The organism is Sphingomonas sp. (assembly GCF_965200135.1).
GTDB lineage: Bacteria > Pseudomonadota > Alphaproteobacteria > Sphingomonadales > Sphingomonadaceae > Sphingomonas.
The window spans coordinates 423,893-435,855 of sequence record NZ_CBDATK010000007.1 but is presented as its reverse complement, the minus strand read 5'-3'; the positions used below and the strand labels follow the sequence as shown (position 1 = coordinate 435,855).

Below are 11,963 nucleotides of genomic sequence, written 5' to 3'. Positions count from 1 at the left end.
CGGTGCGATGGGAAGGTTCGGGGCTTAGGGATAGCTCACGGTCAGCGGGCGGTCGGGCAGGGGGATGAACTCGTCATGGTCGTCGGGCACCGTCGGGAACTCGCCGGCGCGCCAGTCGCGCTTGGCCTGTTCGATCCGCTCGGGCCGGGACGAGACGAAGTTCCACCAGACATGGCGCGGCGTCGGATAGGCATCGCCGCCGCACAGCATCACGCGGCCGCCCGAGGTCGATGCCAGCGTCGTCGCGATCCCCGGCCGCAGCACATACAGCCGCTGCGGCATCAGCGGCATGCCGTCCAGCGTCGCCTCCCCCTCCGCCAGATAGACCGCGCGTTCCTCCGCGCCGTCGTCGACGGGGATGGTGCCGCCGGGGGCGAGGTCGATGGCGGCATAGATCGTGCCGGCATGCGCGGTGGTCGGCGCGGTCGCGCCCCATAGCGTCCCCATCACGACGCGGGCGCGCGCGCCGCCCTGGTCGATCACGGGCAGGGCGGCGGCGGCGATGTGCTGGAACGCCGGGTCGCTCTCCTCCAGCGCATCGGGCAGCGCCAGCCAGGTCTGGATGCCCGACAGCACCGGGCCGGTCGCCCGCTCGTCACCCGGCGAGCGCTCCGAATGGACGATGCCGCGCCCCGCCGTCATCAAATTGACCGCGCCCGGCTCGATCCGCTGGCGGGTGCCGAGCGAGTCGCGATGATCGATCGCGCCGTCGAACAGATAGGTGACGGTGGCGAGGTTGATGTGCGGGTGCGGGCGCACGTCCAGCCCTTGCCCCGCCGCCATCGTCCCCGGCCCCATCTGATCGAAGAACAGGAACGACCCGACCATCGTCCGGTCGCGCGCGGGCAGGACGCGATGCACCTTGAACCCGCCCAGGTCGTGGGTGACGGGGGCGAGGATCTGATCCACGAAATCATCGAGCATGGGCGGGTTCCGTCTGGTCGAGCAGGGCTTGCAGATCCTCGGGATAGACCCGTTCGTCGAGCGTCGCGAGGTCGGCGCGCGTGAACCAGCGCCACTCGCCCATCACGCGCCGTTCCAGTTCGGTATGACCCGCGCTGTCGACCTCGCACGCGCCCACGTCGACGCGGAAGTAGCGCTCGTCCGCGGTCACCTCGACGCCCTCGATGGTCAGGAAGTCGCACCAGCGCTGCGCCACCTGCGGCCCGCAATCGAGGTCGAGCCCGACCTCCTCGCGCAGTTCGCGGCGCGCGGCGACCTCATAGGTCTCGCCGTCGTCGACCTTGCCGCCCGGCGTGCACCAGAAGGCGGGGCGACCGTCATAGGGCGTGAACCGGAACAGCAGCACGCGGGCCTCGCCATCGACCAGCAGGATGCGCGCGGCGGGGCGGGGCTGTCTGGCGGTGGGCCGGCTCATGCCGCGTCCAATTCGGGATAGTGGCGGAAGATGCCGTCCTCGTTGAACGCGATCCGCCGGTCGCTCGCCAGATAGGCGCCGACGCCGGGCAGCGCCGCCACCGCATCGCGGATCGCGACGACGCGCGGATAGTCCGCCTCGATCGCCGCCATCCGCTTGGGGAACATATAGCGCAGCCCCTCGATCAGCTGGAACAGCGAGGTGTCGACGGGGCTCCAGCGATCGCCCGCGACGAAGACGCCCGGCACGGTGCCGGCGGCGGCCTCGAAATATGCGAGGAACTTGGGCAGCCGCTCGGCGCGGAACTGCTCTGCCGCGCGCGCCGCCTCGGGCTTCTGCTCGTCGTAATAGGCCATCGCGGCGACCGGGTGGTGGACGTTGTGGACCTCGGCGACGAGGTCGGTGACCGTCAGCTGCAGCTGGGTCAGCCACAGCTTCGTCGGCTCGTCTGGCGGCGTCAGCTCGTGGCGGTCGCTCAGCCAGGCGAGGATGTGCGCGACCTGCGCGACCGCGACGCCGTCGCCGACCAGATAGGGCGCCGCGAACGGGCCGCGCGGCCCCCGCGCCTTCAGGTCCGCCATCAGCGCCTCCGCGCCCTCGTCTCGCGCGCGGTCGCGATAGGCGATGCCTGCAGCTTCCATCGCCAGCCGCACGAACTCGCCGCGGCCCTGGATCGTCGGCCAGTACCAAAGGTCGTAGCTCACGCGGCGTCTCCCGGTGCGCGGGCGCGGATCGCCAGCGCGTGGATGCCGCCCGGCGCGAGCAGGTCGCCGACCGCCTTGTTGACCAGCCGCTGCCGCGCGACGCGCGACTGGCCGGCAAAGGCGGCGCTCTCCACCTCGACTTCGAAATGCGTCTCGCCCGAGCCGTCGTCGCCCATGTGCCCGGCGTGCTGCGCGCTGACGTTGCGGACGACGAGCGCGGTCGGCGACAGCGCTGCGCTAAGTCGTTGTTCTATCTGGTCGGTCATGCTGGAAGGGGTGGTCATCGCGCCTATATACGCGCTTTTGCGCGGGGAGCACGAGTGACGGACGGACAGCGCGCGGGCCCGCGGTTCCATGGCCGGATCGAGGCGGACGGACGGCTGTGCGCGGAGGCGGGGTGCGACGGGCCGGGCGAGTTCCGCGCGCCGCTGCTCGACGGCGCGCCCGATCGCCGGGACGGTCCGCCGCCGTTCCGCTGGCTGTGCCTGGACCATGTCCGCGCGTTCAACGCCGGCTATAATTTCTTCAACGGCATGAGTGCCGACGAAATCCACCTGGCGCAGCGGCCCTATGCCGGCTGGGAACGCGAGACGCGCGCGTTCACGGGCGAGCCGAGCGGCCCGCGCTGGGCCGATTTCGCCGACCCGCTGGACGCGATCGCCGCCCGCTATCGCCGCGAGCCCGCGCCCGAGCGCGGCGACGGCAAGCCGTTGTCGGGAGAGGACCGCGCGAACCTGAAGGTGCTGGGGCTGGCGCCGGACGCCGACCGTTCGGCGTTGCGCAAACGTTATTCGGCGCTGGTCCGCCGCTATCACCCCGACCGCAACGGCGGCGACCGCAGCCACGAGGCGGCGTTGCAGAAGGTCATCGCCGCGTATCAGAACCTGCGCCAGGCGCCCGCCTTCGCCTGAGTCGGCCGCCGGTCAGTCGCGGTCGGGGGCGCCCAGCGGGAAGAAGCCGCGATACGGCCGCGCCGCCTCGACGCAACGCGCGACCGAGGGTCGGGCGAGCAGTCGGGCGCGATGCGCGCGCAGCGTCGCTAGCCCGGCTGGGATCGGCCGGACCCAGTCGGCGTAGAACAGCGCCGGTGCCGCCGCGCAGTCCGCCAGCGTGAAATCGTCGCCCGCGGTCCACGCCCGCCCCGCCAGCCGCGCGTCGAGCCAAGCATAGATCGCATCCAGCTCGCCCGCCGCCTGCGCGACGCCGAACGGGTCCCGTGCGTCGGCCGGGCGGAGCGCATCGCCGACATGCTTGTTCATCGGCGCCATTACATAGTCGTCGAACAGGCGGGTCATCATCCGCGTCTCGACGGCGGCGGCGGCGTCGCCGGGCAGCAGGCGGACGGGGCCGGGATGGACGCGGTCGAGATGCTCGACGATCGCGTCGGTCTCCACCACCACCCGCCCGTTATCGACCAACACCGGCATCTTTCGGAGCGGCCACGCCTGCGTCCAGGCGGCGTCGTTGTCGGGCTGATCCGGGCCGAGCGTGCGGAAGGTGAACGGCGTCGCGTTCTCGTACAGCGCGATCAGCACCTTCCAGCAATAGGACGAGAAGGGGTGTGCGAAGAGTTCGATCACCAGCGGCCCTCCCGCATCGCCTGCTGGCGTGCCGCCTCGCGGTCGCTGGTCGCGGGCGGGCCGATCTCGCCGCTCGGGGCCGGGCCGTTCGGCTCATAGGTCGCGATCACCGCGCCGCCCGACGTCACCTGGTGCTCGACGAGGCGCAGCGAGGCGGCCGGGGTGCCGTCGCCGAACAGCCGCTTGCCCTGCCCGAGCACCAGCGGAAAGCTCATCAGCGTCAGTCGGTCCAGCAGCCCCGCCGCGAGCAGCGCCGGGTAGAGGGTGCTCGACCCCTGGATCAGCAGGTCGGGGCCGTCCGTCGCCTTCAGCGCGGCGACGTCGTCCATCCCCGACAGGCGATGGCTGTTCGCCCACGGCAGGTCCTGACCGCCACGGGTCAGCACATGCTTGCCCGCCGCGGTGAAGGCGTCGCCCATGATCGCGTTGTCGCCGGTCTGATACGGCCAATAGGCGGCGAAGATGTCGTAGGTGCGCCGCCCGAGCAGCAGGTCGTAGGGACGGTCGAAAAAGGCGCCGATCGCCGCCCCCGCCTCCTCGTCGAAGATGCCGCCCAGCCAGCCGCCATGGCCGAAACCGCCGGTCGGGTCCTCGGTCGGTCCGCCCGGCGCCTGCATCACCCCGTCGAGCGTCAGGAAGACGCTGCCGATGACCTTACGCATGCGCGTCGCCCCGGCGCGCCGCTGCGATGGCGGCGACGTCGATCTTCTTCATCGTCATCATCGCCGCGAACGCGCGCTGCGCTTCCTCCCCGCCCGCCGCCATTGCCTCGGTCAGGACCCGCGGGGTGATCTGCCACGACAGGCCCCAGCGGTCCTTGCACCAGCCGCACTCGCTTTCCGTGCCGCCATTGCCGACGATCGCGTCCCAATAGCGGTCGGTCTCCGCCTGATCGTCGGTCGCGATCTGGAACGAGAACGCCTCGCTGTGCCTGGCGTAGGAACCGCCGTTGAGGCCCATGCACGCGACGCCGCAGACCGTGAAGTCGACGGTCAGCACGTCGCCCGCCTTGCCGGCGGGATAGTCGCCGGGCGCGCGGTGGACCGCGGTCACCTCGCTGTCGGGGAAGACGCCGGCATAGAAGCGCGCCGCTTCCTCCGCGCCGCCGTCATACCAGAGGCAGATCGTGTTCCTGCTCATTGCCGCTCTCCCGACACGAACCCGACCGACGCGCCTTGCGGATCGACCGCCAGGATGATGCGCTGCCCGCCCGGTACGTCCATCGGCCCCATCACGATCTGACCGCCCAGCGTCTTCACCTGCTCGGCGGCGGCGTCGGCGTCGGGGACGTGGAAGTAGAAGGTCCATTTGAGCGGCTGGTCGGGACCGGCGCGGTTCATCATCGCGCCCAGCCGCACCTCGCCGGCGTCGACGAAGGTGTAGTCGCCCATCGCGCCCATCGGCATCGACTCGGTCGAGGTCCAGCCGAACAACTTGCTATAGAACGCCAACGCCGCCTGCTGGTCGCCGGTGACGAGCTCGTTCCACGAACATCGACCGGGCAGGACCGGCGAGAAGCTGGTGCTCTCCCCCTCCATACCCGGCGGGGGTGCGGGCGTCATCAGATAGAAGGGGACGCCCTGCGGATCGGCGACCAGCGCGATGCGGCCGACATTAGGCAGGTCGGTCGCGGGCATCAGCGTGGTGCCGCCCGCTGCCTCGACCTCGGTCAGCTTGCCGCCGACGTCCTCGACATGAAAATAGGCGAGCCAGCCGGGTGCCATCGGCGCTGTCGCAGGCGGCATCGCGAGCCCGGCGACGCCCGTCTCGCCGACGTTGAAGATGGTATAGGGCGTGCCGCCGGGCGACGGATGGACGATCGTGGTCCAGCCGACGATCTCGCCATAGAATTGCTTCGCTGCATCGACGTCGTCGGTCAGCAGCTCGTACCAGATCGGGGTGCCAGGGGGATTTGCCATGTCAGCCTCTCCTATCGATCGACGATCGCGCGGAACCCGCCATAGATCATGCGTGGCCCGTCGAACGGCATCGGGTCGCCGGGGTTCATGCGCGGGTCGTCCATCACCTTCTTCATGCCCGCGTCGCGCGTCGCCTTGTCGGGCCACTCGACCCAGGAGAAGACGACATGCTCGCCCTCCTTCAGCTGCACGGCGCGGCGAAAGTCGGTCGTCTTGCCGTCGGGCACGTCGTCTTCCCAGCATTCGACGACGCGGGTCGCGCCATATTCCCTGAAGATCGGCGCCGCCTTGTCGGCAAAGGCGCGGTACGCTTCCTCGTCCGAGGTCGCGAGGACCGGGGCGAGGAACCCGTCGACATAGGTCATTGCTTCTCTCCTTGGGTTGGTTCCTACCACCCTGCGGGCGGCGTGCCGGTGAACCCGGCCATCTGCGCGGCGAGCGCGCGCCGGAAGGCGGGGCGGTCGGTGCCGCGTGCGACATAGGCGACCAGCGTCGGGTGTTCCGCCAGCAGCGGATCGTCCTCGATGATGCGGAGCACCGCGACCATCATCAGGTCGCCGGCCGAGAAGTCCCCGTCGAGCCAGTCGGCGTCGCCGAGCCGGCGGGCGACTTCCTTCAGGCGACCGCGGATACGCTCTTCCACCGCCGGGCGACGCGGCTTCGACCAGGGCTTGTCGGCCTCGAACAGGTCCACATAGGACAGGTCCATGATCGGCGGCTCGACCGTGTTCAGCGCGGCGAAGACCCACTCGACCGCGCGGGCGCGGCCACCGGCATCGGCGGGCAGCAGCGTGCCTTGCCCCTCGGCGACATGCAGCACGATCGCGCCCGACTCGAACAGCTTCAGGTCGCCCTCCTCCAGCGTCGGCACCTGCCCGAACGGCTGCAGGGCGCGATGCGGCGGCGCCTTCTGCTCGCCCTGCGACAGGTAGCGCACGTGGTAAGGCCGGCTGACCTCCTCCAGCGCCCAGCGTACCCGCAGGTCGCGCACCTGACCCTTGGCGAAGTCGGGCACCCAGTCGAAGGCGGTGATCGTCACGGTCATCGGCGTTCTCCCTCGGGGTCTTGGGTTCAGGCGGCCGCCGGCGCGGCCTTCATCGCCTCGAACGCAGCCATGTCCATGGTCATCGCCTGCCAGCCATGCCCGTCGGGATCGGCGACCGCGCGGCTGTACATGAAGCCGTGATCCTCGGCGCCGTGCAGCTCGCTGCCGCCGGCACCCATCGCCGCTTTCGCAAAGGCGTCCACGGTAGCGCGATCGTCGAACGACAGGCACAACAGCGCGCCGCTCTGCCGGTGCGCGTCGATGATCTCCTTGTCGGTGAAGGTCGCATAGAAGTCGCGGTGGAGCAGCATCACGGTGATCGCGTCCGACCACACCATCGACGATGCCTTGTGGTCGTCGGAGAAGGTCGGGTTCCGCTCGAACCCTAGCGCCGTGTAGAAAGCGGTGGCGGTGGCGACGTCCGCGACCGGCAGGTTGACGAAGATCGACTTGGTCATCGCGAAGACTCCGTTTGCGACTCAATGTTTGTCTTTGGTGCGCTCACTGGTTATAAAAGACAACCATGAAGTCAGAAAAAGTGACAGAAGCTGGAAAGGACACGGAAAAGCGTTGGTACGACGATGCCTGCGGCACCGCGCTCGGGATGGAGCTGGTCGGCGAGCGCTGGTCGCTGCTGGTCGTGCGCGAGCTGATGTTCGGCCCGCGGCGCTTCGGAGAGATCAAGGCCAACCTCCCCGGCATCAGTGCCAACGTGCTGACGCAACGGCTGGACGGACTGGCCGTGTCGGGCATCGCCGTCCGTCGTCGGCTGCCGTCACCGGCCAACGTGCAGGTCTATGACCTCACCGACTGGGGTCGCGAGGCGGAGACCGCGATCCGCGCGCTCGGCCGCTGGGCGGCGCGGTCGCCGCGCCACGACCCGATGCTGTTCATGTCGCCCGCTTCCGCGATGGTGTCGCTCCGCACCCTGATCGATCCGGTGAAGGCGCGGACGCTGAGCGCGACGGTCGCGTTCCGGCTGCCGACCGACGGGTTCGTGGCGATGCTGGCGGACGGGGAACTCGCGATCGGGCGCGGCGTCGACAGGCCCGTCGACGTGATCTTCACCGGCGATACCATGGCGCTGCGCCGCAGCCTGTACGGCAAGGAGGGCTTCGACCGCGAAGGGCTGCTCGCCGTCGAGGGCGACGGTGCGGTGGCGCAACGTTTCGCCGATCTGTTCGCGTTACCCGCCAAGCTGGCGGCTTGACGCGGCCCCCATCCGTTCGCACTGAAAGGGCCAACGCTTTTTCCCAGGCCCGTTTCGATGACCGACATCTCCAACACCCAACCCGACAGCCGCGAGTCGACGATCCTCGACGCGCCCGACCGGACCGTCAGCGTGCGCGAGCTGTTCGGGCTGGACGTCGACATGAAGGTGCCCGCCTTCAGCGAGGCGGACGAGCGCGTCCCGGACCTCGACCCGGCCTATGTCTTCGATGCGGACACGACGCTGGCGGTGCTGGCGGGCTTCGCGCACAACCGCCGCGTGATGGTGCAGGGCTATCACGGCACCGGCAAGTCGACGCATATCGAACAGGTCGCGGCGCGGCTGAACTGGCCGTGCATCCGCATCAACCTCGACGCGCATATCAGCCGCATCGACCTGGTCGGCCGCGACGCGATCGTGCTGCGTGACGGGCAGCAGGTGACCGAATTCCGCGAGGGGCTGTTGCCGTGGGCGTTGCAGACGCCGACCGCGCTGGTGTTCGACGAATACGACGCGGGACGGCCCGACGTGATGTTCGTGATCCAGCGCGTGCTGGAGACCGAGGGCAAGCTGACGCTGCTCGACCAGAACCGCGTGATCCGGCCCAACCCCTGGTTCCGCCTGTTCGCGACCGCCAACACGGTCGGGCTGGGCGATACGAGCGGGCTGTATCACGGCACGCAGCAGATCAACCAGGGGCAGATGGACCGCTGGAACGTGGTCGTCACGCTCAACTACCTGCCCGCCGCGGTCGAGGCGCAGATCGTCCTCGCCAAGTCGGGCGAGTACGATCATGCCGGCGGCAAGAAGGAAGTGGACGCGATGGTCCGCGTCGCCGACCTGACCCGCAAGGGCTTCGTCAACGGCGACATCTCCACCGTGATGAGCCCGCGCACCGTCATCACCTGGGCGCAGAACGCGCTGATCTTCGGCGACGTCGGCTTCGCGTTCCGCCTGTCCTTCCTCAACAAGTGCGACGAGGCGGAGCGGCCGCTGGTGGCGGAATACTACCAGCGCGTGTTCGGCAAGGACCTGCCGGAGAGCGTGGTGGGGAAGGCTTGAGGCCGGGGGTGGACCAGGGTAGTTAGTCCACCTTGATGGAGGCGAGCATGGCCGAGGCCGACCCGCAGAAGACGTTCAACGTGCACGAGGCCAAGACGCAGTTCTCCCGGCTGGTCGATCGCGCCCATGCCGGCGAGGAGATCGTCGTCGCGAAGGCGGGCGTGCCATGGGTACGGCTCGTCCCCTATGCGCTGCCGACCAAGGTAAAGCGGCGGCCGGGGGGCTGGCCGCTCGCCGGCGATATTCCCGACTCCGTGTGGTTCGATCCGATGCCGGAGGAAGAGCTGGCGTTGTGGGAAGGCGAACGGCTGGAAAAGCACGGCTTGTGAGCGGCTATTTGCTCGACACACACACGGCGCTGTGGTGGTGGACCGATCTGCCCAAGCTCGGCGCCGATGCGCGTGCGCTGTTGGAGGAATCGGACGAACGCTTCGCGGTGAGCGCGGCGTCCGCGTTCGAGATCAGCCTGAAGTGGCGGCTGGGAAAGCTGCCCGACCTCGGCGATCCGCGGCTCAGCTTTGCGCCGCTGATGGCGCGAAACGACTTTACGGAGTTGCTGATCACCGGCGCGCATGCGGTGCGAGCAGGGACGCTGGATGGGGCGCATCGAGATCCGTTCGATCGCCTGATCGCAGCACAGGCCTTGGACGAGGAGTTGACGGTGGTGACCCGCGACAGGGCGATCGCGGACTTCGGCTGCAAGGTGGTCTGGTAATGGCAGCCGACACCCCTCTCGACCGCTTCAAGGCCGTGCTCGCCGGCACGGCGCGCGCGATCGCGGACGAGCCGGAGGTGGAGCTGGCCTTTACCGCCGACGCGCCGGTGCAGTCGGGCAAGCATCTGAAGGTGCCGATGCCGGCGCGGCAGTTGCCGGCCGATCAGGTGGCGGAGGCGCGTGGGTTCGCCGATGGCTTTGCGCTCAGGCTCAAGCACCACGATGCGGCGCTGCATGGGCGTGGCAGCCCGGACGACGCGGTGGCGCGGACGGTGTTCGACGCGATCGAGGGCGCGCGGGTCGAGGCACTCGGATCGCGCGGCTATCAGGGCATCGGCGACAATCTGCAGACCGCGCTGGACGTCCGGCTGCGCGCCGATCCGATCACGCGGGCACGGACGCGCGCCGAGGTGCCGCTGTCGACCGCGCTGTCGCTGCTGGTGCGTGAGCGGCTGACGGGACGGCCATCGCCGGCGGTGGCCGAGCCGGGGCTGGCGCTGGTCCGCGAGTGGGTGGAGGAGCGCGCCGACCTGGATGCGCTGGCGCTGGCGATCGACGACCAGCGCGCGTTCCAGACGCTCGCCACGCGCCTGCTCGAACAGCTGGAGTTGATCGAAGGCGACATGATCCCCGATCAGGCCGACGAAGGCGGCGCCGACGAGGAGGGCACCAGCGACGCCGAGCAGGAAGAGGGCGAGGAAGGCGAGGAGCAGAGCGGCGAGGGCGAGGCCGAGATGGACGCGCGCGGCGAGAGCCGCGAGGCGGAGGACGGCGACGGCGAGGGCGACGAGCAGGGCGAACAGCAGCCCGGCGAGATGGACGGCGAGCCCGGCGACGAGGGCGAGGAGGGGATGCAGCCGGTCCGCCCCAACCGGCCCTTCGCGGACCTGTCGCCGCAGTTCGACTACAAGCCGTGGACCACGCAGTTCGACGAGGTGATCGCCGCGACCGACCTGTGCGACGCCGACGAGCTGATCCGGCTGCGCGGCTATCTGGACCAGCAGCTGGTCCACCTCCAGTCGGTGGTGTCGAAGCTCGCCAACCGGTTGCAGCGCAAGCTGATGGCGCAGCAGAACCGGTCGTGGGACTTCGACCAGGAGGAGGGCCTGCTCGACGCCGCGCGGCTGGCACGGGTGATCGTGTCTCCGGGGTCGTCGCTGTCCTACAAGATCGAGCGCGATACCGACTTCCGCGACACGGTGGTGACGTTGTTGATCGACAATTCCGGGTCGATGCGCGGGCGCCCGATCTCGATCGCGGCGATCAGCGCGGACATCCTGGCGCGGACGCTGGAGCGGTGCGGGGTCAAGACCGAGATCCTGGGCTTTACGACCCGCGCCTGGAAGGGCGGACAGGCGCGCGAGACGTGGCTCGCCGCCGGCCGGCCGCCGCAGCCGGGGCGGCTCAACGACGTCCGCCACATCGTCTACAAGAAGGCTGACGAGCCGTGGCGGCGCGCCCGCGCCAATCTGGGCCTGATGATGCGCGAGGGGCTGCTCAAGGAGAATATCGACGGCGAGGCGCTGTTGTGGGCGCACGCGCGGCTGCTGGCGCGGCCGGAGGAGCGACGCATCCTGATGGTCATCTCCGACGGCGCCCCGGTCGACGATTCGACGCTGTCCGTGAACTCGGGCTCGTATCTGGAGCGGCATTTGCGGCAGGTGATCGGCTGGATCGAGGGCAAGTCGCCGGTCGAGCTGGTCGCGATCGGCATCGGCCACGACGTGACCCGCTATTACGAACGCGCGGTGACGATCATGGACGCCGACCAGCTGGGCGGCACGATCATCGAGCAGCTGGCGAGCCTGTTCGACGCGGACGCGCGCTGACGAAAGCGACGCTGCCGATGGGCGCAACGCCGCCTCGTTCGCGGGCGACGATCGGCCAAAGGTGAGCAAAGGTTACACCGAAACGGGTTTTCCGACGACCCGCCGTTGCGCGATCGTTCCTGCCTCTCGGGGACGATGACTCGGGTGCCGGCGATGCGAAGGAGCGCGACGGATCTAACGAGACCGCAGCCCTGTAGGACAGGCGTTTCGTCGCGCTTGATCGGCCCGGCGGAGGGCGTAGGCACGCGGCATGACGCCCACCCCCTTCGTCGGCCCCGTGAAGCGCTCGATCACGATCGCCGGGCATGCGACGTCGATCAGCCTTGAGCCGGTGTTCTGGGCGGCGCTGGAGGCGGCAGCGGAACGACGATGCGTGCCGCTGTCGGCGCTGGTCGCCGAGATCGACGCGCGGCGGGCGGCGCAAGCGACGGCGCCCAATCTAGCCTCGGCGTTGCGGAGCTGGCTGTTGCAAGAGAGTGACAATCATTCGCAACAAGGTTGACGCTGCGAACGACTCTCAT

Annotated in this window: 18 protein-coding genes; 7 read left to right on the top strand and 11 right to left on the bottom strand. The window is 69.5% G+C overall.

Annotated elements, in window-relative coordinates; translation table 11 throughout:
- Positions 1-24: 24 nt before the first annotated feature.
- From ACOFKS_RS10275 to ACOFKS_RS10260, 4 genes are read right to left on the bottom strand one after another with little or no spacing between them, the layout of a single operon-like run.
- Positions 25-924 carry a pirin family protein gene (locus ACOFKS_RS10275; RefSeq protein WP_419809140.1) on the bottom strand — a complete coding sequence of 300 codons (900 nt, stop codon included), beginning with the start codon at positions 922-924 and terminating at the stop codon, positions 25-27.
- Positions 914-1,378 (bottom strand): NUDIX hydrolase, encoded by a 465-nt coding sequence (locus ACOFKS_RS10270; protein WP_419809139.1) that lies wholly within the window; start codon positions 1,376-1,378, stop codon positions 914-916. Before ACOFKS_RS10270 ends, ACOFKS_RS10275 begins: the two co-directional genes overlap by 11 nt.
- A complete protein-coding gene (locus ACOFKS_RS10265) occupies positions 1,375-2,082 on the bottom strand; it encodes a glutathione S-transferase (protein WP_419809138.1) in 708 nt (235 codons plus the stop codon). The genes ACOFKS_RS10270 and ACOFKS_RS10265 overlap by 4 nt, the downstream gene beginning before the upstream one ends.
- The gene (locus tag ACOFKS_RS10260; RefSeq protein ID WP_419809137.1) at positions 2,079-2,366 is read right to left on the bottom strand and encodes a BolA family protein; all 288 of its coding nucleotides are present in this window, start codon (positions 2,364-2,366) and stop codon (positions 2,079-2,081) included. The genes ACOFKS_RS10265 and ACOFKS_RS10260 overlap by 4 nt, the downstream gene beginning before the upstream one ends.
- 36 nt (positions 2,367-2,402) lie before the next feature.
- Here ACOFKS_RS10260 and ACOFKS_RS10255 point away from each other — a divergent pair, with 36 nt between their 5' ends.
- Complete coding sequence (locus ACOFKS_RS10255) at positions 2,403-2,993, top strand: J domain-containing protein (RefSeq protein WP_419809136.1); 591 nt, start codon at positions 2,403-2,405, stop codon at positions 2,991-2,993.
- A 12-nt stretch (positions 2,994-3,005) separates the two neighbouring features.
- Here ACOFKS_RS10255 and ACOFKS_RS10250 read toward each other — a convergent pair whose 3' ends face one another.
- The 7 genes from ACOFKS_RS10250 to ACOFKS_RS10220 are packed head-to-tail and all read right to left on the bottom strand — an operon-like array spanning position 3,006 to position 7,084.
- Positions 3,006-3,665 carry a glutathione S-transferase family protein gene (locus ACOFKS_RS10250; RefSeq protein ID WP_419809294.1) on the bottom strand — a complete coding sequence of 220 codons (660 nt, stop codon included), beginning with the start codon at positions 3,663-3,665 and terminating at the stop codon, positions 3,006-3,008.
- Positions 3,659-4,324, bottom strand: a complete 666-nt coding sequence (locus ACOFKS_RS10245; RefSeq protein WP_419809135.1) for a dihydrofolate reductase family protein — start codon at positions 4,322-4,324, stop codon at positions 3,659-3,661. Before ACOFKS_RS10245 ends, ACOFKS_RS10250 begins: the two co-directional genes overlap by 7 nt.
- Positions 4,317-4,802 (bottom strand): VOC family protein, encoded by a 486-nt coding sequence (locus ACOFKS_RS10240; RefSeq protein WP_419809134.1) that lies wholly within the window; start codon positions 4,800-4,802, stop codon positions 4,317-4,319. The genes ACOFKS_RS10245 and ACOFKS_RS10240 overlap by 8 nt, the downstream gene beginning before the upstream one ends.
- A complete protein-coding gene (locus ACOFKS_RS10235; protein WP_419809133.1) occupies positions 4,799-5,581 on the bottom strand; it encodes a VOC family protein in 783 nt (260 codons plus the stop codon). The genes ACOFKS_RS10240 and ACOFKS_RS10235 overlap by 4 nt, the downstream gene beginning before the upstream one ends.
- Positions 5,582-5,592: 11 nt before the next feature.
- On the bottom strand, positions 5,593-5,946 hold the full coding sequence (locus ACOFKS_RS10230; protein ID WP_419809132.1) for a DUF1428 domain-containing protein: 354 nt from the start codon (positions 5,944-5,946) through the stop codon (positions 5,593-5,595).
- A gap of 23 nt (positions 5,947-5,969) precedes the next feature.
- Positions 5,970-6,626 (bottom strand): glutathione S-transferase family protein, encoded by a 657-nt coding sequence (locus tag ACOFKS_RS10225; protein ID WP_419809131.1) that lies wholly within the window; start codon positions 6,624-6,626, stop codon positions 5,970-5,972.
- 26 nt (positions 6,627-6,652) lie between these two features.
- Complete coding sequence (locus ACOFKS_RS10220; RefSeq protein WP_419809130.1) at positions 6,653-7,084, bottom strand: VOC family protein; 432 nt, start codon at positions 7,082-7,084, stop codon at positions 6,653-6,655.
- Between the two features lie 65 nt (positions 7,085-7,149).
- Here ACOFKS_RS10220 and ACOFKS_RS10215 point away from each other — a divergent pair, with 65 nt between their 5' ends.
- The 6 genes from ACOFKS_RS10215 to ACOFKS_RS10190 all read left to right on the top strand — a co-directional run bounded on the left by ACOFKS_RS10215 (position 7,150) and on the right by ACOFKS_RS10190 (position 11,944).
- Positions 7,150-7,836 (top strand): winged helix-turn-helix transcriptional regulator, encoded by a 687-nt coding sequence (locus tag ACOFKS_RS10215; RefSeq protein ID WP_419809129.1) that lies wholly within the window; start codon positions 7,150-7,152, stop codon positions 7,834-7,836.
- A 57-nt stretch (positions 7,837-7,893) separates the two neighbouring features.
- The gene (gene cobS, locus ACOFKS_RS10210; protein ID WP_419809128.1) at positions 7,894-8,898 is read left to right on the top strand and encodes a cobaltochelatase subunit CobS; all 1,005 of its coding nucleotides are present in this window, start codon (positions 7,894-7,896) and stop codon (positions 8,896-8,898) included.
- A gap of 47 nt (positions 8,899-8,945) precedes the next feature.
- Positions 8,946-9,227, top strand: coding sequence for a type II toxin-antitoxin system Phd/YefM family antitoxin (locus ACOFKS_RS10205; RefSeq protein ID WP_419809127.1), 282 nt, complete (start codon positions 8,946-8,948; stop codon positions 9,225-9,227).
- Positions 9,224-9,613, top strand: a complete 390-nt coding sequence (locus ACOFKS_RS10200; RefSeq protein ID WP_419809126.1) for a type II toxin-antitoxin system VapC family toxin — start codon at positions 9,224-9,226, stop codon at positions 9,611-9,613. The genes ACOFKS_RS10205 and ACOFKS_RS10200 overlap by 4 nt, the downstream gene beginning before the upstream one ends.
- Entirely contained in the window at positions 9,613-11,442 is a 1,830-nt protein-coding gene (gene cobT / locus ACOFKS_RS10195) for a cobaltochelatase subunit CobT (RefSeq protein ID WP_419809125.1), read from the top strand. Before ACOFKS_RS10200 ends, cobT begins: the two co-directional genes overlap by 1 nt.
- A gap of 250 nt (positions 11,443-11,692) precedes the next feature.
- Positions 11,693-11,944, top strand: coding sequence for a ribbon-helix-helix domain-containing protein (locus tag ACOFKS_RS10190; protein WP_419809124.1), 252 nt, complete (start codon positions 11,693-11,695; stop codon positions 11,942-11,944).
- Positions 11,945-11,963: the final 19 nt, after the last annotated feature.